The organism is Thalassolituus sp. UBA3500, from assembly GCF_002377545.1.
Lineage (GTDB): Bacteria > Pseudomonadota > Gammaproteobacteria > Pseudomonadales > Oceanobacteraceae > Thalassolituus.
Map to the genome: position 1 here is coordinate 15,991 of NZ_DFQB01000048.1, position 22,792 is coordinate 38,782.

The following is a 22,792-nucleotide window of genomic DNA, read 5'->3' on the forward strand; positions in this document are numbered from 1 at the left end:
CCTATGACACAACGATTCGTTTACGCAGTACTCGTTTTAATGATCCTGATTCCGGGCTTAGCCAATGCCCTGGTGATTCTTCAGTATCACCACGTCGATGCATCGACTCCGGCAGTCACCAGCGTATCGCCTGAAACCTTTCGTCGACACATGGCATTACTTGAAGAAAAAAAGATGTCAGTCGTGAACCTTGAAGAGGCTATGCAGTCGGTCATGACAGGCGAGCCCCTTCCTGAACGTGCGGTCGCTATTACGTTCGATGACGCCTATCTGTCGGTTTACGAGAATGCCTGGCCTGAACTTAAAAAGCGCGGTTGGTCATTTACGATGTTCACCAGTACTGACCCGGTGGATAAGAAATACGCCGACATGATGAGCTGGGCTCAACTGCGTGAGATCAAAGATGGCGGAGCTGTTATCGCGAATCACACTCGCAGCCATCCTTATCTGCTGGAGACCCCAGAGGGCGTAGATGCCGAAGACTGGTGGGCGACAGAAATCAAACAAGCGGAAGCACGTATCAAAGAAGAAACAGGCAGCTCGACACGGATGTTTGCCTACCCATACGGGGAGTACACCCTGAAGATGGCTGAATGGCTTGAAGACCACGGCTACATCGCGCTTGGCCAACAAAGCGGTGCCGTTGGTACAAGTGCTCACCCTCAGGTTATCGCGCGCTTTCCGGCGTCAGGGGCATATGCCAACACCGACACTCTCGCAACCAAGCTTATGAGCCTGCCCTTTTCTATCTCAGCCGATCAGGTACAGGACCCGGTACTGGCAGACAACCCACCGGAACTGACGCTGACTATTGCCGTACACGACTTTAAACCCGCTCAGCTGCAATGTTATGCCGCGGGTGCTGGGGAATTAGATATTGAAACATCCACGGATGGCGACGCTATGACCGTTACCATGCAGCAACCTACCAAGATCACTGCGGGGCGTGGCCGTTACAACTGTACGGCGCCAAGCCTCAGTCAACCCGGGCGTTATTACTGGTACTCGCAGCTTTGGGTGAATACTGACGTAAGCAATCGCTGAGACCCTGCGTAAAGGATTTCCGACAGCGTTAAAGCAACATCAAACCTGCCTGATTTATGCGCTTGTCGCGCGCGCGCCAATCGGGCAGGCATGAAGTCATACACGCTTTAAACCCCGGGCCGTGATCGAAGTGCTCAAGATGGCAAAGCTCATGCACGACCACCAGCTCAATCAAATCTTCTGGAAGTGACAACAGAGCCAGGTTCAGATTGATATAGCCTTTTTTAGACAGGCTTCCCCAACGGGTGCGCATCCGCTTAATTCGAAGCACAGGGCGCTCGCGGCCGGGTTTCGCGAATCTCGGCCACCACTGCTCGATTAAACGTGTATAACAGTGGCGGGCCTCTTCTCGCTGCCACTTATCAAGCGCTTTGTCGCGCTTTTCCTGAGGCCACTCCAGCGGCATCCACACCTGCTGATCAGTGACCAGAAACTCCCCCAGAGCGCTCTCCATAATCGGCAGCTCACGGCCATAGAGCATCACAGACGCACTGCGCTTACGGTCACGTTCTTTCACCGCCTCCCGACGCTCGCTCAACCAGCTCTCATGCCGGCGAACAAAGGTCAGTACATCGCTCTTGGGCGTACCGACGGGCACTCGGATATCAACATCACCTTCTGAATTCACTTGCAGGCGAATCGACTTCCGAACAGACGCACTGAGCAGCACTTTTACGCTTTCACCGGCAACATCTAACCATAATTCCTGTCGGTAGGATTTCCGCTGTCTCATAAGCCTGATACGATTGCCCGAATTAAGTAAATCTGAATATTGAATCTATGACTGATCTGAATAGTATCCCAGCCCTTACCGAAGAAGAACTCGAACGACTCGGCACTCTGCTTGAAGACGAAGCTGAGCGCAACGATAGCTTTGATTTCTTCGCTGTTCACGGCTTTATTACCGGCCTTCTTACAGGCCCGTCTGGTGCCTCTGGCACGGATCAACAAACCCTGTGGGATTGTGCGTTTGAAGCGCAGCCGGGCTTCTCGAAGGCTGAGCGTCAGGAAGTTGATACCCTGATGAGCCAGCTCTCAAAAGAAATTCAGGCATGGCTGGATTCTGGGCAGGATTTCCCGGTGCCTACCGACCTGACTCTGATTGATGACGAAAATGAACCGCCCCTTGAGAGCTGGGCAATGGGCTTTATGTCGGCCGTTCTGCTGAATGAAGAAGCCTGGTACGCCGATCGTGAAGAAATCGTCGCTCAGCACCTGTTTCCGATTATGTATGCATCAGGGCTGTTTATGGATGAGCCAGAAATGGCGGATATCGATGAAGACGCGGACCTGTCCGATCGCATGTGTGCAAACATTCCAGCAGCCATCGTCGAACTGTACCTTATGATGCACGGCGCCGCTTGAACTGAGCGACGCGTCCTCAATCGCGAAGCGCTATAGCGCTTCTGCGATTGCATGTGGGGGGCGAATCCAGACCTCCACCCGGCTATTCTTCTGACGACCATCATTGCCTTCAATCCTTGCCAGCGGTGCTTCAGCACCAAAGCCGTCTATCTCGTCCGGATACAATGCTTCTTGCTTCAGTGCGCGACTCACCGCCATAGCGCGATGCTTAGACAAAAGATGAGCACGGTTCAGATCATCGCTCTCGGAGGCATAGCCAAACAACATGACGTCGGCGTCCGGATTTTTACTCAAGTACTTAACCAAGCGATCGACATCGCGCTGCGCTTTATTATCGAGTCGCGCAGAGCCATCTTTAAAGCGGAAATTAACACTCAGGCGATACGCGCCTTCAACACGCTGACGAATCTCGGAGGGCAGACTGGCGGTGTTCTCCGGGCGAACCGCAGAGACATCCTGAGAAATGAAGCCCGTTGCAGCAACCTGCTGCTGACCATCTGTTGCGACAAAATTAAGGAAATCACGCACATAGGGGTTATCCGATTTACCCGCCGTATACATATAGAGACGACGGGAAAGCGCATAATCCTCGGTAGCAACGGTCAGGCGATCAGGCGCCAGAGCAGCCACATCACCTACCGACACAGACAGTAATTTCGACTGACGCACGGCAGGCAGGCCGACAAACCCGATCGCCCCTCGTACACCACTGACACGATCAGACAGGTCATTATTCGATTCAAACCGCTCGGCACTCTCAGCCAATAGGGTTTTGCCTAAAACCATATGGCGGAAGCTATCCCAGGTACCCGACTTATCATCACGTGCAAAAATACTGACAGGCATATCCGGGCCACCGACTTCAGCCCAGTTTGCAACCTTGCCAGAAAAAATATCGCGCAGAGCCTCAACACTCAGCGCGTTGATAGGATTCGATGGATCAACAATAATCGCGAGACCGTCGATACCAACAATATGTTCGCTATCGACACTGGTCAGATCGGCGGTGGGTATCATGGCAGCTTCGCTGGCTTTCACCGGGCGTGACGCAGCCGCAATGTTAGTCAGCCCTTTCGAAAGCGCTTTAAACCCCGTGCCAGAGCCGTGGGCCGCAATATCAATAATGACATGAGAGCCAATACTTTCCAGGTAGCCAGTGATGCGGATTTCGTTTTCAGCCATGGGAACACGCGACAACTTACTTGCTCCGTGGCTCGTCAGCCAAGCTTCGGCTAAAGCTGGACCAAGTTCTGCACCAATCGTGTTAGAACCATCGATTCTGAAAAGATGCTGATAACGGCCAGATGGCATGTCACCGAAGAGTGACGCCGGCTGCTGACCAAAAGAAGGCGCAGCGGAGAAAGATAACAACAGTGCTGTGACAAATACAAAAATGCGCATAGTAGGTACTACTCTATTCACCAGCGCCGGAGAGTACCTGACTTTTATGACAGTAATATTACAAAGACCGAAAAGCCTTTTTAAATCAGTGCGTTATATACTCCCGAGAGGCCGACTGGTATTTTTCATCGACCACCAGCTCGCGGAAATCACGCAAAGTATTCAGGGGGGCTTCAACGACGAAGCTGTTCACCAACCATGACGGCAAGCCACCGCCGGGGTCAGCATGCGCTTCATACGTTACCTTTAACAAACCATCGGCTTGTGGTTCCAGCGTCCAGGTCGCATCAAGTTCGCGCACACGAACATGATCGTCATTCGCTGGGAAAATATCATTACGCGCCTGAATGGTCACAGTCACCACGCCGGTGTCTGCATCCTGAGTGACCAGTGATTCGCTGATATTATCGCGATTTTTCACAGGCCAGGGCATCGAGGTGACGGTGTAGTAAGTAGCGTTATTGGGGGCTAGCTCTTCTATCAGGTCCATCGCCTTACAATTGAATACCCACTCATGTGCGCGCTTAACGTCCTGCAGTAAAGCCACCGGTGCAGTCACTGTACTTTTGATGGTTGTAATGCCCTTAAAGGCTTTCATATCCGAGCCTTCGACAAACCGGGTGAACACGCGGATATCTTCGTCTTTGTCGTAGGCCACTTCTTCCCAGTCACTGGCAGCAGCCAATGATGTGAACACCAGTGCCGTAACAGCCAGCGAGAGCCTGATCAATTTATCAATCATGCTTGCTGCCCCCCATACAGGCGGGAGAATCGGGAATGGTTGAATCAGTCTGCCATTCATCAGGTGTATGAAGATGAAGAGATAAAGCGTGTACCGGCCCTGCCAGCTCATCACTGAGGAGGCCATACACCTTTTGATGTCGCGCCACAGTGCGGACGCCATCAAACGCAGCAGAGACCAGAGTCACCTTAAAATGGGAGTCCGTGGCTGGACCGGAGTGCATGTGGCTTTCATTGTCGATTCGCAAAAACTGAGGTTCGAGGGCCGATAATTTCTGCTCGATTAGCTGTGCTGTGCGCTCCTGACTCATACATCACCTGACTACTTAGATTAGGCCTATCATAAACGACTCTCTCGCAGTTGCACACCAATGAGGGTTATCGCTAAAGTACGCGTTTGCGAATCACTTTACGGACGCCATCAACCATGACTGAGACCACACAGACCCACGCCCTGATTGGAAAATATTACGAAGAAGAGCGTGAGCAACGCGAGAAAGAACTCTCTCTGGCAGAACTGAAGCTGCGCCTTGATGCTAATGATCTGGCCATGCTGGGCATGATTGCGCGCCGTTTCCGCAAAGGTCGTGATGATGTTGCCCAGGAAGTACTCTCGAGTGCGCTGTTAGATCTCTTCTCATGCATTGATGCCACAGAGCGTAAACTGATGGCACGTGATGCCGACGATGCTGCTAAGTCAATCGCCGACAGTATTGCGGAAGAGAACGGCGTGCGTGATGTCGAGTTCCGCACAGGTTACTGGGCACAGCAGGATCGCCAGATCGCTAAAGTAGAAAAGCAGCGCGAAAAAGCCGCGAAACAGGCCGAGAAAGAAGCCGCCATGGCAAACAAACAGGAAGCGCCGAAGCCACAGGCTGAAGAGCCGGCGGCAACGCCTGAAATGGCCGCTGAAGACAGCAGCAATGAAGAGTCGACCCACTACCCTGAAACCAGCGCAATCGAAAAAGCACCAGCCGCACTGGAAACTCAGACGGAAGCAGCGAACGAGTACGACGAAGAACAGCAGACCGCCAACGCAGAATAAGTGACACGCGAAGCGCAAAAGACTCTGTGCCGCCCACTCTCTTGGGCGGCCTCTGTTTTACGGCAGTGTCTGCCGACTGTTACCTCAACTCAAAATGAGCCAGGTTGGCTATTTACGCCAGATCTTCAATTCCCGGAATTCACCCGGACCGGCTTGCATCCAGAGAACTTCACTCTGATCCGAAAAGACAAAGCGATTTCCAAGTAAAAAACCTTCACGCCGGCGTCCAGAAACGGTTGCCGAGGCGTGTCTGCCTTGCTTGCGCGCAGTATCAATAATGTCTACAGGCAAAAGATCCATAGGTTGTCTCCAATCCCATCATCCTTAGCAATGCTTTGTATCACCTGATTATGACAATCAGAGGAAGGTTACTCTTGCACTGCCATGCATTACAATGTGTCGCTTTCTTGAGCGAACGTCAATCGGGATAGCGCACAATGGCCATTAACTGGTTCCCCGGGCACATGAACAAAGCCCGCAAAAAAATTAGCGAGGCGATGCCAGACATTGATCTGGTCATCGAAGTTCTGGATGCTCGCCTGCCCTTCTCCAGCACCAACCCTCTTGTTAACGAGCTTCGCGGTGACAAGCCGACGATCAAGGTGCTGAATAAAGCCGACCTCGCCGATCCCGCGACAACAAACGCGTGGGTCAGCCATTTTTCGGAACAGGCACACACCCAGGCCCTTCCGCTGGTCGCTGAAGACAGAAAGCAGGTTAAGCAGCTGATTGCCCTGGCTAAAAAAGTCGGTCAGGGCCAACTGGAAAAGAATCGCGCGGTGCGTGTAATGATCATGGGCATCCCAAATGTCGGAAAGTCAACCTTGATCAACGCGCTCGCTGGCCGTTACATCGCCCGCACAGGCAATGAACCTGCAGTCACCAAAGCCAACCAGATGATCGACCTGAAAAACGGGATTGTGCTCTCCGACACCCCCGGAATCCTCTGGCCACGATTTGAGAACGAACTCAGCGGCTATCGTCTGGCTGCCAGCGGTGCAGTGAAAGACACGGCCATAGAATATACCGATGTCGCCATGTTTGCCCTGGATTACTTACGCACAGCCTATGAAAAAGAACTGACGACGCGGTTCAAGCTGAAAGACACTCCAGAAAATGCAGAGCAGCTCCTGAATACGATTGCCGCCAAACGCGGCTGCCTGCGGGCCGGGGGAATCGTCGATCTGCACAAAGCGTCAGAAATCGTTTTGCACGAACTACGCGCCGGGAAAATCGGCCGGATCAGCATGGAAACACCTGAGATGATTCAGGTTGAATCGGAAGAAATAGAGCGCCTTAAAGCAGAAGCGGCAGCTGCCAGAGAGGCCGCTGCCAAAGAAGAATCACGCGGAAAGCGGCACCACAAGGAAGAATGATAAAACGAAGAGTAACGCTTAAGCCTCTTCGCTGGTAATACGCCCATGCACCTGAATAAAGGTCTCCCAATCGGGATCTTCATCAGCGACGACCTCAATAGGATACAGGCCGTTGTCGGTTGGAATAGCATCCAGGCCTGTTTTCAGTTGCTCAAGGTCACGGGTATAGATAATCCACTGATTGATGCCATCATGGGTAATCATCATTGCCACCACAGAGTCTTCTTCTGGCTCAAGGCGCGCCTGCAACTGTTCGGTGAAGGCAACGATGCGTGCCTGTTCTTCTGTCGCAGGAAAACCACTGCTTTCATCCCGGCTTTCTGCGTTCCAGGCAATCTGAACGCATAAGCCATAGAGGCCGGAATCTTTTGCCATCTGCCAGTCCTCGCGGAACTGAATACTGATCGGCTTTTCCTTCAGGCTACCGCCTGCACGAACCCAACGGTTGTTCACCAGCATGTAGTTTTCCTTATTGCTTTAGCGTCTGCTGTTCACCTCAGACTAACGGAAGCCGCTGAGAATGCCAATTCCGGGGCACGGATAAATAACAAAAACCCGCATCAGAACTGATTCAGAGGCACTTTCAGGTAACTGACGCCGTTATTTTCTGGCTCAGGGAAGTCACCAGCGCGGATATTCACCTGCAGCGACGGGAAAATCAGGCGCGGCATCGCTAAACCACTGTCTCGCTGGGTACGCATTTTAATAAAGTCATCACGACTGTGTTCATCGCTTACGTGAATGTTATCACGGCGCTGTTCCCCGACCGTCACTGCGCTTCTCAACTCGGTACGCGCCTCTGGCGGGTAGTCATGGCACATATGCAGAACCACATCATCCCCCAGCGATAGTAATTTACGGATCGAATCATAGAGCGTACCCGCATCACCACCGGGAAAATCACAGCGCGCCGTACCGACATCCGGCATGAACAAGGTGTCACCGATGAATACATCGGTATCATTGATAACGTAACTCGCGCATGCGGGCGTATGACCCGGTGTCGCCATACTGTGAATACGGGTATCACCGAGCATTAACTCTGCACCATCCGCCAACAGAATATCGAACTGAGAGCCGTCCGCCCTGAAGGTTTCACCTTCGTTAAAGATCGACGCGAAGGTCGTCTGAATGCCTTTGATTTTCTGGCCGATAACGATACTGGCGCCGGTCTTATCTCGAATGTAGGCCGCAGAGGTCAGATGATCAGCATGGGCGTGGGTTTCCAGAACCAATTTAAGATCCAGTCCACGGGATTCGATGTCACTCAATATCTGGTCGATAAACCCCGTATCTGTCTTCCCTGATTTCGGATCATAGTCCAAAACAGGGTCTACAATGGCACATGAACCTGTTCCAGTATCCACCAGCAGATGCGTGAAGGTCGACGTGTCTTCATGGATATAGCTCTGAATGGTGTGACTCATATCTTCCCCGCGTGGTAACTCATCTTGATAGAATCATTATATTAGAATATTCTTATTCAGCAATAAAGAATAAATAACCCGTTGCGTACGAGGCCAACCTCCATGCAAGACGCCAATAGCCAAAGCCATGGTTCAGCCCATAGCCTGAGCCATGACAATAACCGGGCAGCCGCGGTGCGCTTGCTTAAGGCCATGGCAAATGAACACCGGCTTGGTATTCTGTGTGCGCTACGAAGCGGAGAAGTCTCGGTATCCGAACTCTGCAGCATACTGCCGCTGAGTCAGTCTGCCATGTCTCAACACCTGGCCTGGCTTCGTAACGAACAACTTGTCACCTGTCGCCGAAAAGCTCAATCCATGTTTTATCGACTTGGGGATCAACGTGCCGCGGATGTTATCTCCCTGCTCAACCGATTATACGGGCCTGTCAGTAGTGAAGATCAGTAATACGCTCTACCCGCTGCCCCGCCAGGGCCTACTGCCCGACTTTATCGCCGGCCTGGTGGTTGCTGTGATGCTGGTTCCGCAAGCAGTGGCTTACGCGTTTCTTGCAGGGCTTCCCCCTGAAGCCGGACTGTTCTCCTCTCTATTGCCGTTACTGGCCTACGCGCTACTGGGTTCCAGCCCGACACTCGCCGTCGGCCCGGTTGCCATTATTTCGTTAATGACTCTCAGCTCGCTTCATGGCGTGGTCAGCCCGGATGCGTCAGACTACCCCGCTTATGCCACGTTACTTGCGGGTATGACGGGTACCTGGCTATTCATCTTCTTTGCTATCGGCCTCGGTTCCTGGACGTCCTTTATCAGTCATTCAGTCATCTCTGGCTTTACCAGTGCTGCGGCGATCGTGATCATCCTAAGCCAACTGAAGTACTTCACTGGCCTTGATATACCAAGAGGCGGACCTGGCTGGAGCCCGGTAGCCTTTGCGTCGCAACACTGGCAGGACATTGCTCTGTGGCCGCTCGTCACTGCGTTCAGCGGCGCTCTGTTGTTGGTTTTCTGGCAAAAAGTAACTCCCGCACTGACAGCGCGCTTCGCACTACCCGCCCCCCTGAAAACACTGACTAACCGGGCCGGTCCACTGGTTCTGGTCACCACAGGCACACTACTGGTTTTGTTTATTGAGCCACCGCTGGCGACCGTCGGCGCCGTTCCGTCCGGCTTTCCATCGCTATCATTACCTACCATAACCGATCTCAACTGGCAGGCACTGATACTGCCATCTGCTGTTCTGGGCCTGATTATTTATCTTGAGAGCCTGTCTATCTCAAATACCATGGCTCGTGATCAAACCAATCGAATCCGGCCTAATCAGGAATTACTGGCCCTCGGAACGGCGAACCTGACCGCGGCGATCAGTCATGCAATGCCTGTGGCAGGGGGCTTTGGCCGCAGTATGGTCATGCAGTCGGCCGGGGCATTGAGCCAATGGGCGGCGATATTTACCTTTATCTTTATGACGCTCGTGTGCCTTGTCGCTGGTAGCTGGTTTCAGCATCTGCCCCACGCAGCACTCGGTGCCCTGATCGTTGTTGCAACCTGGCCCCTTTTCCGCTGGCGCGACGGGCTGAATGCCTGGAATTTTCAACGCAGCGACGGAATCGTCTGGCTAACGACTTTCGCGCTCGTCATTATCACGGATGCAGAGTCTGGAATCATTGCCGGTGTTATCGTGTCTCTGGTGATTTATCTACGCCGTACCAGTCAGCCTCACATTGCGGAAATAGGTCGTATACCGCGAACGCTGCAGTTCCGTAATGTATTACGTCACGCTGTAGAGACCCTACCCGATGTCACCCTCATTCGCGTCGACGAAAACCTGTATTTCGCCAACAGCGATTATCTGATCGATTACGTACTGGAACGTGTCGTGCGTCGACCCGATATAAAGCATGTTGTCCTGGTGGGTACGGCGATCAACCACATCGACTACTGCGGTCTCGAAGCACTTGAACTTCTCAATAACCGACTCAAAGAACGGTCTGTTCTTCTCCATCTTGCAGAATTTAAGGGTCCAGTTATGGATCAGTTAAACAAAACCCACCTCGCAGAGAAGATTGCTCCCGGACAGGTTTTCTTCACAATTAATGAAGCCATGGTGGCTCTCGGCCACTCAATCGGGGAGGACAGCGATGACAACTACATCATCTGACGTTAGCGGGACAATACGCAAAAGAGATCACAACAAGGCAACCACTGAAACCAGAAACGAGCGCTTTGAGATCAATCGTCATCGCGAGGGAGCGGTTTTTACAGTCCGTTATCGTGAGGGTTCCATAGCCAGACGCTGTTTGCTGGATCAATCATAAGCAGCGCGTCTGGAAGCGTAAGGCGGGGTTCAGCCGGCGGGTGACAGAGGTTATCATGAAGAAACTGTTGTTTCTGACCCGAGGTGTTCATGTCACTTGCCACTCTGCTTATCCCTCTCGCCATTCTGGTAATTATTCCCCTCGCCTGGTACGCGTGGCGCTTAACGCGCAAAGTTCAGGCACTTGAAGCGGAGCAGGAGCGTGAGGAAGCAGAAGCAGCGCTGCAGCTTCGAAAGCACCAGGAAGAACTGATTTCAGACATCCGTTTCGTCAGTCGCTCTGTGCTTCAGCAGCAATGCGATATCACAGAGGGAGTGCTGCGCCTTGAATACCTGCTGAAAGGACTCGACCCGGATGTATGGGAGATGGAAGAGCTTGCCAGTGTCCGGGCGCACCACACGGCCACGCGCGCAATGCCGATTCTCGATGAATACAAAGCCCTGACGCCTAAGCAGCAGTTTAAGATTGATAAAGAGCGCCTGACTCTGGAGCATGACAACCGTTTAACGATTGAGCGTGATCTTAAATGGCTGAGTACGTATTCATTTCCGCAAGTGACCCTTATTCAGTGACTCTCATTAACAGACCGCATCAGAAAGCATTAAATAAACAAGAAATCGATTCGTAAAGCCTGCCTTGAACCTTGCGGAGATTTCGTGTCAAAGTTCAGACTAAACGTTAACGAGAACCACTTATGAAACTGCTGACCTCCACTCTCCTTATTCTTGCCGCACCGCTAAGCTTCGCTGAATGGACGCTTAGCCCGGACTCTTCGGTGAAATTTCTCAGTACGAAGAACACCAACATCACCGAAGTGCACGAATTTACTCAGGTATCAGGTTCAGTAAGCGATCAGGGCAGTGCTAAGATAGCCATCGACCTGAGCAGTGTCGAGACAGGCATCGAAATTCGCAATGAACGTATGCAGTCGATGCTTTTCAATGTTTCTGACTATGCGACAGCGACCGTCTCAGCCAACCTGCCAGACACAATGATGCTGGCGCTAAAAAATGGAGAGACAGCAACGTCGGTATTACCGCTGACACTTGAGCTTCATGGTGAGAAGAAAGAGGTTAAAGCCGACATTCTCGCGACTGCCGCTGCAGACGGCCACGTTGTTGTGACCACACAGTCACCGATTCTGATAAATGCCGACGACTTTAAGCTAGCGAAAGGTGTTGAGGCGTTAAGAGAAATTGCAGGTCTGGATCGTATCTCTACCACCGTTCCTGTGACCTTTACTCTGCTGTTTACCGAAACTCCAGAGTAATCATCACGCTGAGGCAGCTGGCAGGAACTGATCACGGCCAGCCGCCTTTGCTTTGTAAAGGTATTTGTCGAGATGATCGAGTACCTGCTCGACCGATAAGTCCTGATGTGGCCGCGGCGTCACCGCTATAAACGCGCCTGATGCCGTCACGGGCACCCGCTTTCCCGAGTCATTCAATACCGACATCCTGCGAATCGATTCCTGAACCCGTGAAACGACGGCCGTTAATTGATCCGGCTGACAACCCGGCAGAATCAACGCAAACTCCTCTCCCCCTAAGCGGCCGATATGATCGGTTGGACGAATGGTCGCCTTTAATGTCCGGCACAATATTTTGAGAACGCGGTCACCCGTTCCGTGGCCATGAATGTCGTTGACCTTTTTGAAGTGATCGATATCCATCAACACCATCGCAAAAACATGATGCTGACGCTGGCCTCTTGCCCACTCTCTGCGATAAACACGATCGAAACCGCGACGATTTTCAGCGCCGGTGAGCGGGTCAGTCAGCGCCATCAACGCCTGAGCTTCTGACTGGCGAACCATCACCAAACAGGCAGCGATCACCGCCGCCAGGTGTTGCATGAAATCCGTCGCCATACCAGCGGTAAACCGATCTTCACGAGAAGAGAACATACACAGCTGGCCGATGTACTCACCGTTTCGCATCAGAGGCAGGCGTAACCCTGAGCGCCATGGTGGTGGTGTTTCGATCACATCGGCCTTGCTGGTTGGCAGGCTGACTTTGAATTCGATCTGATTGAGCAATGCACCCTGATCGATGTCGAGAGACTGGAGCATAGACGCTTTCAGTTCTCCATCTGGGTCACAGATGCGCAGACTGACAGCGTCGAGATCAAACTGAGAAGGCAAAGCTTCAAGAAGTAAGGTCAGAAAATTCTGCCAGTTCTGAGCTGACAGCAGTTGCAGTTCAAACGCCTGTAGACGCTTCAGCAGCGCTTCATTGCGGCGGGCGTTTTCGAGTAATTCCGCTAGTTCCAAGGTTTGTCCTCTCCCGTTGCACTCAGTGTAGACGCTGTCCTGATTTTTGCCCGGCATGAGCGAAATTTCTTTGATAGAATGCCGGCAATACTGACTAACCTGCGGACTTCTCTTCAGTGGTTACCTCCACGCCTGACACTTCCCGAAATGACAGCATTCTGATTTTTGACTCTGGCGCCGGTGGTCTGTCGATACTTTGTGAGGTCCGTAAAAAGCTCCCCAATACCCATTTTCATTACTTGATGGATACCGCCTGCTTCCCCTACGGCAACCAGGTCGATAGCCATCTTGAAAGCCGTATCCCTGAATTATGCAGGGCCGCGGTCGAACAATTGAATCCTGCAGTGCTCGTGCTCGCCTGCAACACCGCCAGCACGCTCGCACTGCCACTGCTGCGGGAAGCACTGGACATACCTGTCGTGGGGGTTGTCCCTGCTGTACGAGTCGCCGCTGGGCATTGTAGTGAAGCCGGTGATATCTCTTTCGGCTTGCTGGCAACCCCCGCGACCGTGAAACGTTCTTACACTGACAACCTGATCTCAGACTTCGCTGATGGCTTCGAAGTTCACCGCTTTGGAAGCCCACTGCTGGTCAGTTATGCGGAGCGTGCGATCTCGGGAGACGATGTCAGTTCAGAGCTTGAGGCCCACCTTGGGCCCTGGCTGGCACAATATCCGGATATGAAAGCCATTGTGCTTGGCTGTACACATTACCCATTGCTACGTAAAGAGTTAGAACGTCTTTGGCCGACTCATCACTGGATTGATTCGGGTGAAGCCATTGCGCGCCAGACCGATAAAATACTTCGTGTTGCCACTTCATTGAGCAACTCTCACGAAGCGGTAGTAGCAATCAGCCAGGAAAACAGGGCACGTCGCACCAGTTTGCACTGGACCGGAAATCAAGTGCCGCAAGGCGTTGCAGGCTACCTGACTGATTACGGCGAGCACCTGGAGTGGATGCCATTCCGCTGGCCCAAGACAGACTAAAACTTATACAAGAACAAAACCCTGTATAAGTTTCTTCAAATTAAGTACCATTACCTGAAATCTGAATAAGCGACGGAACCAAAATGTCGAAATTAGAGTCACTCTACAGTGACGTATTAACTGAACTGGGCGAAGACGTCTCTCGTGAAGGCCTGCTCGATACCCCTAAACGAGCTGCCAAGGCAATGCAGTTTCTGACCAGCGGCTACGAAACTAAAATCGACGAAGTCGTAAACGGTGCCGTATTCAGCAGCGACAACGACGAAATGGTCGTCGTAGAAGGTATTGAGTTTTACTCACTGTGCGAACACCACATGCTGCCCTTTATCGGGCGGTGCCACATTGGCTACCTGCCTAATGGTAAAGTACTTGGCCTCTCGAAGTTCGCACGTATTGTCGATATGTTCGGCCGTCGACTCCAGATTCAGGAGAACATGACGAAACAGATTGCAGAGGCCGTTGAAGAAGTGACTGGCTGCCGCGGTGTAGGTGTCATTGTTGAAGCCAAGCACATGTGTATGATGATGCGCGGTGTGCAGAAGCAGAATTCAATGATGCGAACGTCGGTGATGAAAGGAGACTTCCGCGAGAATCAGGCAACCCGTGAGGAGTTCATGAGGCTCGTCGGCCTCTGATCTTTCGGTACTGGTCTTTAAGCACTTGCTCCACGCAACGGTCGACACTCCCACTTTGAAAGGCGCTGATGCGCCTTTCAGCACGACCTAAGGTTCTCTCAGGAATATTATGGAAGCATTTGCCTGGTGGGTGTGGCCCATCCTTCTGTACATCGGCGGTATCGCCGCCGCTGCTGATGCCTTGTGGCAAGGCAGAACCGCTCAGGGAACGGCTGCTTGGGTGCTCGCCCTTGTTTTATTTCCACTCGGTGCATTGCCCGTCTACCTGTTTTTTGGCAGTCGCCGGTTTCGCGGCTATCGCCGTGCCCGCCGCAAGAAAGACACACGACTCGCACAACGTCAGAGGCAAATCCGAAAAACGCTGAACGACGCTGAGCTATCCCCAGACAAAACTACCCTGCCTCTAAAGCGTCTTTTTCGCGTACCTATGCTCGACGGTAACGACACCGAATTACTGATCAATGGTCACGAGACCTTCAATGCCATCCTTAACACAGTAAGAACAGCTCGACATACCGTCTGCGTGCAGTTCTACACCTTCCGTGATGATGCTCTCGGCCAGTGCTTCGCAGATGTTCTTTGTCAAAAGGCAGCTGAGGGGGTCCGGATCTATCTGCTCTACGACGAAATTGGCTCAGGCGGTCTGGATAAAAAATTCATCAAACAGATGACGGATGTAGGGATTGAGGTATCACGCTTTAATCCGCTGAAACTTCGCAACCGTACCAATATCAACTTCCGCAACCATCGTAAGTTAGTAATTATCGATGATCACATCACCTTCGTAGGCGGCCACAACGTGGGCATCGAGTACTTAGGTAAAGATCCTGAAATCGGCCACTGGCGTGACACCCACATGCGTGTTTCTGGTCCGGTATCTCTGGCCTTTCAGTTGTCGTTCAGCGAAGACTGGATGTGGGCTACCGGTGACGCTCCACTGTTGCGCTGGGAACAGCCTCAGATCATGGGTAAGCGTAAAGTGATGTGCATCAACCCAAGTCCTGCGGATTACTACGACAGCGGCAGCCTCTTTTTTACTCATATGATCAATACGGCCAAAGAGCGTTGCTGGATAGTAAGTCCGTATTTCGTTCCCGATCAGAATGTCTATGCTGCGCTGCAACTGGCCGGTCTGCGCGGAGTCGATGTCAGAATTATTCTTCCGGGTGTCTCAGACAACTGGATGGTGGCACAGGCCAATCGCAGCTATGTTGCTTCTTTGCAAAAAGCTCAGGTTCAGTTTTACACCTACGAACCGGGCTTCCTACATCAGAAAGTTATGCTCGTTGACGACGAATGGTCATGTGTCAGCAGCGCCAACCTGGATAACCGTTCGCTGCGCATTAATTTTGAAATAGGTGCTCTGATTAAAGACAAAGAGTTTGCTGACGAAATTGAAGCCATGATGCTTGATGACCTCGAGCATTGCCGTCCTACTCACGTCGATCAGCGCTGGTGGAAACAGCTTCTTGCACGCCTGCTTCGTTTAATCGCACCCGTACTTTAAAAACCAGTACCAATAAAAAACCGGGCAAGAGCCCGGTTTTCTGTGATCTGGATGCGTTGATTGATCAGAACTTATAGCCGCACGCAACCATAAAGGCGATCGGATCGATTTCGACGTCGAGGCCATCGGCTGCTCCACCCTTCACTTCAGTGTCGATATCAACTTTCCAGACAGAAGCGTTCACCAGCCATTTTTCGTCGATCATATAATCGACCCCCGCGCTGTACGCCAAACCAAAACTTGGTTTCAGCCCATTTGAACCCAGGCCTGCATCGTCCTCTTCGTCAAAGAAGAAGGTGTAGTTCACACCGAGTCCGACGTATGGCTGAATCGCAGAATCCGCGCCCATAGGGTAGTATTGAGCAGACAAAGTGGGTGGCAGGTGTTTCGTAGTCAGAACATCCGCACCATCAATCGCACCACCGTCACCTTCAGCCGTGTGCTCGAACGGTGTTGCTGCAAGCAATTCCACACCGAAGTACTGATTGACCATGTAAACACCAGTCAGTCCGAGTTGGATGTCACTATCGATATCCAGCTCTGAATTCGGCACCAGCTCGCTGGTATCGGCATTGCCATCCTTAGGAATAACGTTGATTACGCCGGCTTTAACGATAATATCCCCGGCTTCGTATGCAAATGCGGGAACAGCAGGAAGGAAAGCCATTGATACAGCACCAGCGATCAGGGTTTTCATCAGTTTCATCGCGCACTCCTTATATCTGTGCAATAGAAAACACAGCCAGAGTACGCAATTGACAATAACGTCATTTGATACAAATCAAAAACCAAACAACAACGAACGGTTCACAGTCGCGAAGCACGATCTATGTCAATTTTCAGAGATATATGTGCGAATGAAGCCAGACAACCGGACCTTTATGAACGCAGGTCGTCAAAGTTTAATTTCTGGCCTATAGTTACAAGATGAGTATAACTTTCATGTTGCAGGACACAGGACTTGAGTAGCCCGCAGAAGACAACAGATCAGGAATTTGTTCAGAAAAGCCACGTTGGCGTGCGTCTGCTTTCTTATCTACTGGCTTTCAGTTTTATTGTCAGCGTTCTTGCGTCGGGCTTTGTGCTCTATTCCGATTATCGCCGGGGCGTCAACCAGTATCGCAGCAACCTTGATCAGATCCATGCAAGTTACCAGGAAAGTATCAGTTACAGCCTGTGGAACTTTGACAATCGCCAGATCGAATCTCAGCTGTCAGGTATTCTTAATTTCCCTGGCGTGGTTTACGTCTACATTGAAAGCCGTGAAAAGCTGGTTCAGAGTGCTGGCGACATCTATGCAGCAGCCGACCTTCACTACTCATTCCCCCTGACCCACCAGAGCGCGTCTCAAGAATACGAACTTGGTAACCTGTACCTGAATGTGAACTACACCGGGCTCTATGATGACCTTAAGCACAAAGCGCTTACCATCATAGGTACACAGTTCATTAAGACGTTCTCTGTGTCTATTTTCATTCTTGTTATGGTGCGCCTGCTGATAACACGACGTCTTGATGTCATGGCCCAATGGGCGCACACGTTCAGCTTAAATAATCTGGATGACCCACTGCAGTTCCACGACCAACATAAAAGGTCTGACGAGCTCGACATGGTCGCTAATGCCATTAACCGTATGCGCGAAACACTGCGCAATGATGCGCAAGAACGCGAACAGGCTCGTGAACAACTGGTCGAGACTAAAGAGCAACTTACCGTCGCCATCGACAATGCTTCTCTGGGCTTCGCGCGATATTTGCCCGAGTCCGATCATCTGCAGTGCAACAACCACTTCGCTCGCCACCTGGCAACCACCCGTCAGGAGCTGGAATCCATGCCCAGCGCGATGGAGCACATCCGCGACATGGTCAGAGGTCTGAAAGGACCTGAGCAGCGGGAGAAAATCAATCAGTTACTGCTTGGTCGTATTTCGCGCCTGCACGGTGAATTTACCATCGCCAACTTCCGTAACGAGAAATGCTACTTTGATATCACCATGCAGACACTACAGTTCAGCGAGTCGCGCCCTCGTGAAGTGTTGATCTGCATGCTGGATAAAACTCGGGAACAATCTGCGACCCGTCGTGCTCACGAGCTGGCGGCATCGCTTGAAAATAAGGTGACCGAACGCACTGAACAGCTCTATACAGAACAACAAAAAGCGAGAGATACCATAAGGCGTCTTGAAACCCGTCTTGAGCAGAAGAATGCCCAGATGAACCAGCAGTCGACGAATGAATTTAAAAAGTGGCTGCTTGCAGAAATGGAAGAGCACTACCCTGAAGGTGCTGACCTTCCCGGCAGAATGCCTGTCATGCGTGAATACCTCCGCCACTGTATCAATGAGGGCCAGGGCGCTGTTGATCTGCCAAAACTCTTCGACGACCTCTTGCGCGAGTCGGAGATTCTCAAGTCCGTTCGCACTGTGACTCAAATGCCCTTCTCTCTGGTGATTTCAGAGCCAGCCGGACTGTTATCATTTTTGATCAGCCTCACCCTTGAGCGAGAACCGATGCTGAAACGAGCCACCCTCCTCAAATCCAGTGCTGAAGTAAAAGGGGCTACCGCTCAGGTACATTTCTCACTGGTACTACCAGAAGGTACGGATGAGGCAACACCTCACCCGCACTTCGGTTTGGCTGAATACATCACCAGGACACGCTTTCATGGCGAACTCACCCGCCAGTTAAGCAACGAGAATACACTCGACATCGATTTGTCTATTGCCTTGTATGATCACTCTGACGAGTCGGTGCACGACGACGATGAAAACGAAGTAGAAGCCTGATCAGTAATTCACTGACAAAAAAACGGCCAGCAATTGCTGGCCGTAATTATTTTTGTTGTTAGCTACTCACAGAAAAGCAAAGCTGTCTTCTTCCATCTGCATCAGAGACTTCGGATCTTTAAGCATCATTTTGCTGTGTGATTTTGCACGAGGTAAAAGTCGATCATAGTAAAATTCCGCGGTCTGAATCTTCGCTTTATGGAAACCAACGTCTTTTCCTTCAGCGATATTCGTATAAGCGGCGTCGGCCATTTTCGCCCAGAAGAACGCCATAACGATATAGCACGAGTACATCAGGTAATCGACCGATGCAGCCCCCACCATGTCGCGATCCTTTCTTGCTTTAAACGCAATACGGAACGTATTCAGGCGCCAGGCGATCATTGCCCGCTTTAAGCGGCGGATAAATGGCTTCATCTCTTTGGTGTTTTTGTGAGTTTTAATAAACTCAGACACCACAGCACGGAAATCATCAAACGACTTCATACGCCCGAGAAGGATCTTACGTCCTAACAGATCCAGCGCCTGAACACCGGTTGTTCCTTCATACAGTTTCGCGATCTGGGTATCACGAATGATCTGCTCCATGCCCCATTCTTTAATAAAGCCATGGCCGCCGTACACCTGCACGCCGTGATTCGCTGCTTCATAACCCAGTTCAGTAAGACCCGCCTTCATAATCGGGGTCAGGAAGCCCAGTTTGTCATCCCAGTCTTCATAGCCTTTCATATCGCCGTTGCTGTGCGCCGCCATCATTTTATCGGCCAGAGTGGCAGCGTAATACAACATCGCACGACCACCTTCAGCAATAGCTTTCTGGGTCAGCAGCATCCGACGTACGTCCGGATGAACGATCAGTGCATCAGCCACTTTATCCGGGCTCTTCTTCCCACTCAGAGACCGCATTGAACGACGCTCTTTGGCGTAAGGCAGTGCCCCCTGAAAAGAAAGCTCTGCTGCGCCAATACCCTGAATAGAAGTACCCAGACGTGCCGTGTTCATAAAAGTAAACATGCAATGCAGGCCCTTGTTCTCTGGGCCAATCAGAAAGCCTTTAGAACCATCGAAGTTCATTACACACGTCGATGATCCGTGAATTCCCATTTTGTGTTCGATAGAACCGCAGGTCACATTGTTCGGTTCACCATCGCTGCCATCGTCGTTCACATTCAGCTTCGGCACAATAAACAAAGAAATACCTTTTGTCCCTGCCGGCGCATCAGGAAGGCGCGCGAGCACGATATGAATAATATTGTCTGTAAAGTCGTGCTCACCAGACGAGATAAAGATCTTGGTACCGGTAATATTGTAACTACCGTCTGGATTTGGTTCGGCTTTGGTTTTCACCTGGCCCAGGTCAGTACCGCACTGAGGTTCTGTCAGGCACATGGTGCCGGTCCAGCGCCCCTCTGTTAATGGCACCAGGAAGGTCTGCTTCTGCTCTTCAGTACCGTGCAGGTAGATGGTGTTCATCGCACCCAGAGACAAGCCCGGGTACATACCCCATACCCAGTTTGCCGTGCCGATCAGTTCAGATTTGATCACACCCAGAGACAGAGGCAAGCCCTGACCGCCGTATTCAACAGGTGCAGACATCCCCTGCCAGCCACCTTCCATATATTGCTGATACGCTTCTTTGAAGCCAGCCGGAGTCGTAACCTGACCATCGTTAAACTGACAGCCCTCATCGCCGACCTGGTATAAGGGGGATAACACCTCTTCACTGAAACGAGCAGCTTCGCCAATGATGGCGTCAACCATATCAGGCGTCGCTTCATCGCCGCCCGGAATATTTTTGTAGTGGCTCTGATAATCAAATACATCGTTAATCAGAAAGTTGATGTCGCGCAGTGGTGCTTTAAATTGAATCATGAAACTGTCTCGCAAATAGAAAACAAGCTGTTGAAAAAACAGACAGTCAGCATTCTTTCAGTCGAAGAAGTAGCTCGCCATTGGCCGCGATGACCAACACAGTGTGTCACAGTGGTAACTCAGGGGGTTTTCTGGGGGCGTTATTGAGGTAGATCAAGAAACAAAACAGCCCCTGCAGGAGGGGCTGTTTCTTATAGCAGTGAAGTCAGCGCGATTACGCTGGCTCAGCTTCTTTATTTTTCGAAGCTTCTTCGTCTTTCAGTTCGCGACGCAGAATCTTACCAACCGGTGTCATCGGCAGTTCATCACGGAACTCGATGTACTTAGGCTGTTTATAACCAGTCAGGCTTTCACGGCAGTGCGCTTTAATATCGTCCGCTGTGAGGTTTTTATCGGTTGAGATGACGAAAAGCTTCACGGCTTCACCGCTCTTCTCATCTGGAATACCGATAGCCGCACAGTTTTCTACTGCTGGGTGAGCCGCCACAACTTCTTCGATTTCATTTGGATATACGTTGAAACCAGACACCAGAATCATGTCTTTAATACGGTCAACGATCTTCACGAAACCATCGTCGTCGATAACAGCAACGTCACCGGTTTTCAGCCATTCACCGTCTTCAGTGAAGGAGTCTGCAGTGGCTTCAGGGCGATTCCAGTAGCCTTTCATCACCTGAGGACCTTTAACGCACAGTTCGCCACGTTCGCCCTGAGCAACTTCATTACCCTGATCGTCAATACATTTAAGCGACGTACCCGGTACCGCCTGACCTACCGTACCAAGACGTTCAAGGCCTGCTGCTGGGTTAACCGCAACAATTGGCGAGCACTCAGTCAGACCATAGCCTTCAGAGATGCCACAGCCAGTGGTTTCTTTCCAGCGTTTGGCGGTGTCGTCCATAAGTGCAGTACCACCAGACAGAGTCAGGTTCAGGTGTTCAAAATTACATTCTTTGAATTCTGGGTGGTTCAGCAGACCAACGAACAGAGTGTTCAGACCAACGAAGCCATCCAGGCGATGAGGTTTGATCATCTTAATGAACATGCCCGGATCGCGAGGATTTGCAATCAGGATGCTGTGATCACCAGAATCCAGCATAGCCATCAGGTGAACCGTGAACGAGTAAATGTGGTACAGCGGCAGTGGTGCAACGACAGTTGCGCCTTCAGCAGGTTTCAGTGGCTTACCGTTGTCATCAACCTGAGCCATGTTGGCGCGCGCCTGAAGCATATTGGCAATCAGGTTCAGGTTAGTCAGTTCAGCGCCCTTGGCAACACCTGTCGTACCACCGGTGTACTGCAGAACGATAGTGCTGTCGTGACCAGTAATGTGGTTCTTCTTGTGCGCGCCCGCAGACTTACCAAGGCTCAGTGCTTTACGGAAACGCACGGCCGTTGGCAGTGAATAATCCGGGATCATTTTCTTGATGTACTTAGCAGCAGCGTTGATCAGCTGACGCTTAGGGAAAGGCAGCATATCGGCAAGACTGGTCACGATAACATGCTTCAAGCCTGTCTCTGGCAGAATGCTCTGCACAGACTTAGCGAACATGTCCATGCATACCAGCGCTTTGGCACCAGAGTCATTGAACTGGTGAAGCATCTCGCGTTCGGTGTACAGCGGATTGGTATTCACCAGAATCATTCCGGCACGAAGAACACCGTATACCGCAATAGGGCACTGCATGATGTTTGGCATCTGAACCGCGACACGGTCGCCTGGCTGCAGAGTCGTGTGGTTCTGGAGGTAGGATGCGAATGCTGCACTGTACTCGTCGATTTCACGGTAGGTCAGAGTGTAGCCTACGCTGGTGAACGCTTTACGGTCAGCGTAACGCTTGAATGCACTGTCGATGCATTCAACAACCGAATCGTATTCATTCACATTGATGGTATCAACGATACCGGGCGCACGTTTGCCGTCCCAGAAAGACGCATCCATAGGTTTTTCCCCTGTTTATTTGATCGTTTTTTATGGCGCCCAGACTATGAAGCAAAGCGAGTTTGAGCGAAAGTGATAT

The 22,792-nt window shown here is 51.5% G+C and carries 23 protein-coding genes; 12 read left to right on the forward strand and 11 right to left on the reverse strand.

From position 1 onward, the window contains the following. Positions 1-3 precede the first annotated feature (3 nt). On the forward strand, positions 4-1,044 hold the full coding sequence (locus B2R29_RS12250; RefSeq protein WP_301181326.1) for a polysaccharide deacetylase family protein: 1,041 nt from the start codon (positions 4-6) through the stop codon (positions 1,042-1,044). Between the two features lie 28 nt (positions 1,045-1,072). Here the strand turns inward: B2R29_RS12250 and B2R29_RS12255 are convergent, their stop codons facing one another. Continuing rightward, a complete protein-coding gene (locus tag B2R29_RS12255; RefSeq protein ID WP_301181327.1) occupies positions 1,073-1,777 on the reverse strand; it encodes a M48 family metallopeptidase in 705 nt (234 codons plus the stop codon). 47 nt (positions 1,778-1,824) lie between these two features. Between B2R29_RS12255 and B2R29_RS12260 the strand changes: the two genes are divergently transcribed. Continuing rightward, a complete protein-coding gene (locus B2R29_RS12260; RefSeq protein ID WP_301181328.1) occupies positions 1,825-2,409 on the forward strand; it encodes a YecA family protein in 585 nt (194 codons plus the stop codon). Positions 2,410-2,439: 30 nt separating this feature from the next. Here B2R29_RS12260 and B2R29_RS12265 read toward each other — a convergent pair whose 3' ends face one another. From B2R29_RS12265 to B2R29_RS12275, 3 genes are all read right to left on the reverse strand, one after another. Continuing rightward, entirely contained in the window at positions 2,440-3,810 is a 1,371-nt protein-coding gene (locus B2R29_RS12265) for a phosphate ABC transporter substrate-binding/OmpA family protein (protein WP_301181329.1), read from the reverse strand. 85 nt (positions 3,811-3,895) lie between these two features. Next, complete coding sequence (locus B2R29_RS12270) at positions 3,896-4,552, reverse strand: START domain-containing protein (RefSeq protein WP_301181330.1); 657 nt, start codon at positions 4,550-4,552, stop codon at positions 3,896-3,898. Continuing rightward, positions 4,545-4,862: a BolA family protein gene (locus B2R29_RS12275; RefSeq protein WP_301181331.1), complete on the reverse strand. Its 318-nt coding sequence runs from the start codon at positions 4,860-4,862 to the stop codon at positions 4,545-4,547. The genes B2R29_RS12270 and B2R29_RS12275 overlap by 8 nt, the downstream gene beginning before the upstream one ends. A gap of 116 nt (positions 4,863-4,978) precedes the next feature. Here B2R29_RS12275 and B2R29_RS12280 point away from each other — a divergent pair, with 116 nt between their 5' ends. Then, positions 4,979-5,596 (forward strand): hypothetical protein, encoded by a 618-nt coding sequence (locus B2R29_RS12280; RefSeq protein ID WP_301181332.1) that lies wholly within the window; start codon positions 4,979-4,981, stop codon positions 5,594-5,596. Positions 5,597-5,704: 108 nt separating this feature from the next. On the opposite strand, the gene B2R29_RS12285 is transcribed toward B2R29_RS12280, so the two are convergent. Next, a complete protein-coding gene (locus B2R29_RS12285; protein WP_068439496.1) occupies positions 5,705-5,896 on the reverse strand; it encodes a hypothetical protein in 192 nt (63 codons plus the stop codon). Positions 5,897-6,033: 137 nt separating this feature from the next. On the opposite strand from B2R29_RS12285, the gene ylqF reads away from it, so the two are divergent. Continuing rightward, positions 6,034-6,972 carry a ribosome biogenesis GTPase YlqF gene (gene ylqF / locus B2R29_RS12290; protein ID WP_301181333.1) on the forward strand — a complete coding sequence of 313 codons (939 nt, stop codon included), beginning with the start codon at positions 6,034-6,036 and terminating at the stop codon, positions 6,970-6,972. Between the two features lie 18 nt (positions 6,973-6,990). On the opposite strand, the gene B2R29_RS12295 is transcribed toward ylqF, so the two are convergent. Both B2R29_RS12295 and B2R29_RS12300 read right to left on the reverse strand, forming a co-directional pair. Next, positions 6,991-7,431, reverse strand: coding sequence for a DUF695 domain-containing protein (locus B2R29_RS12295; RefSeq protein ID WP_301181334.1), 441 nt, complete (start codon positions 7,429-7,431; stop codon positions 6,991-6,993). A 101-nt stretch (positions 7,432-7,532) separates the two neighbouring features. Continuing rightward, a complete protein-coding gene (locus tag B2R29_RS12300) occupies positions 7,533-8,399 on the reverse strand; it encodes an MBL fold metallo-hydrolase (RefSeq protein WP_301181335.1) in 867 nt (288 codons plus the stop codon). A 102-nt stretch (positions 8,400-8,501) separates the two neighbouring features. Here B2R29_RS12300 and B2R29_RS12305 point away from each other — a divergent pair, with 102 nt between their 5' ends. The 4 genes from B2R29_RS12305 to B2R29_RS12320 all read left to right on the forward strand — a co-directional run bounded on the left by B2R29_RS12305 (position 8,502) and on the right by B2R29_RS12320 (position 11,981). Beyond that, positions 8,502-8,846 (forward strand): ArsR/SmtB family transcription factor, encoded by a 345-nt coding sequence (locus B2R29_RS12305; RefSeq protein WP_301181336.1) that lies wholly within the window; start codon positions 8,502-8,504, stop codon positions 8,844-8,846. After that, positions 8,833-10,554: a SulP family inorganic anion transporter gene (locus B2R29_RS12310; protein ID WP_301181337.1), complete on the forward strand. Its 1,722-nt coding sequence runs from the start codon at positions 8,833-8,835 to the stop codon at positions 10,552-10,554. Before B2R29_RS12305 ends, B2R29_RS12310 begins: the two co-directional genes overlap by 14 nt. Before the next feature lie 246 nt (positions 10,555-10,800). Further along, positions 10,801-11,283: a DUF2489 domain-containing protein gene (locus tag B2R29_RS12315; protein WP_301181338.1), complete on the forward strand. Its 483-nt coding sequence runs from the start codon at positions 10,801-10,803 to the stop codon at positions 11,281-11,283. A 122-nt stretch (positions 11,284-11,405) separates the two neighbouring features. Next, a complete protein-coding gene (locus B2R29_RS12320; protein ID WP_301181339.1) occupies positions 11,406-11,981 on the forward strand; it encodes a YceI family protein in 576 nt (191 codons plus the stop codon). Positions 11,982-11,984: 3 nt separating this feature from the next. On the opposite strand, the gene B2R29_RS12325 is transcribed toward B2R29_RS12320, so the two are convergent. After that, positions 11,985-12,983, reverse strand: a complete 999-nt coding sequence (locus B2R29_RS12325; protein WP_301181340.1) for a DUF484 family protein — start codon at positions 12,981-12,983, stop codon at positions 11,985-11,987. Between the two features lie 116 nt (positions 12,984-13,099). Here B2R29_RS12325 and murI point away from each other — a divergent pair, with 116 nt between their 5' ends. From murI to cls, 3 genes are all read left to right on the forward strand, one after another. Beyond that, complete coding sequence (gene murI / locus B2R29_RS12330) at positions 13,100-13,972, forward strand: glutamate racemase (RefSeq protein WP_301181341.1); 873 nt, start codon at positions 13,100-13,102, stop codon at positions 13,970-13,972. Between the two features lie 83 nt (positions 13,973-14,055). Next, positions 14,056-14,607: a GTP cyclohydrolase I FolE gene (gene folE, locus B2R29_RS12335; RefSeq protein ID WP_301181342.1), complete on the forward strand. Its 552-nt coding sequence runs from the start codon at positions 14,056-14,058 to the stop codon at positions 14,605-14,607. Between the two features lie 109 nt (positions 14,608-14,716). After that, the gene (gene cls / locus B2R29_RS12340; RefSeq protein ID WP_301181343.1) at positions 14,717-16,114 is read left to right on the forward strand and encodes a cardiolipin synthase; all 1,398 of its coding nucleotides are present in this window, start codon (positions 14,717-14,719) and stop codon (positions 16,112-16,114) included. 64 nt (positions 16,115-16,178) lie between these two features. On the opposite strand, the gene B2R29_RS12345 is transcribed toward cls, so the two are convergent. Next, positions 16,179-16,820, reverse strand: coding sequence for an OmpW/AlkL family protein (locus tag B2R29_RS12345; RefSeq protein WP_301181344.1), 642 nt, complete (start codon positions 16,818-16,820; stop codon positions 16,179-16,181). A gap of 255 nt (positions 16,821-17,075) precedes the next feature. Here B2R29_RS12345 and B2R29_RS12350 point away from each other — a divergent pair, with 255 nt between their 5' ends. After that, positions 17,076-18,899, forward strand: a complete 1,824-nt coding sequence (locus B2R29_RS12350; RefSeq protein ID WP_301181345.1) for a HAMP domain-containing protein — start codon at positions 17,076-17,078, stop codon at positions 18,897-18,899. Between the two features lie 66 nt (positions 18,900-18,965). Here B2R29_RS12350 and B2R29_RS12355 read toward each other — a convergent pair whose 3' ends face one another. Together B2R29_RS12355 and B2R29_RS12360 are read right to left on the reverse strand one after the other, a co-directional pair. Further along, a complete protein-coding gene (locus B2R29_RS12355) occupies positions 18,966-20,771 on the reverse strand; it encodes an acyl-CoA dehydrogenase C-terminal domain-containing protein (RefSeq protein WP_301181346.1) in 1,806 nt (601 codons plus the stop codon). A 214-nt stretch (positions 20,772-20,985) separates the two neighbouring features. Then, entirely contained in the window at positions 20,986-22,713 is a 1,728-nt protein-coding gene (locus tag B2R29_RS12360) for an AMP-binding protein (protein WP_301181347.1), read from the reverse strand. Positions 22,714-22,792 lie beyond the last annotated feature (79 nt).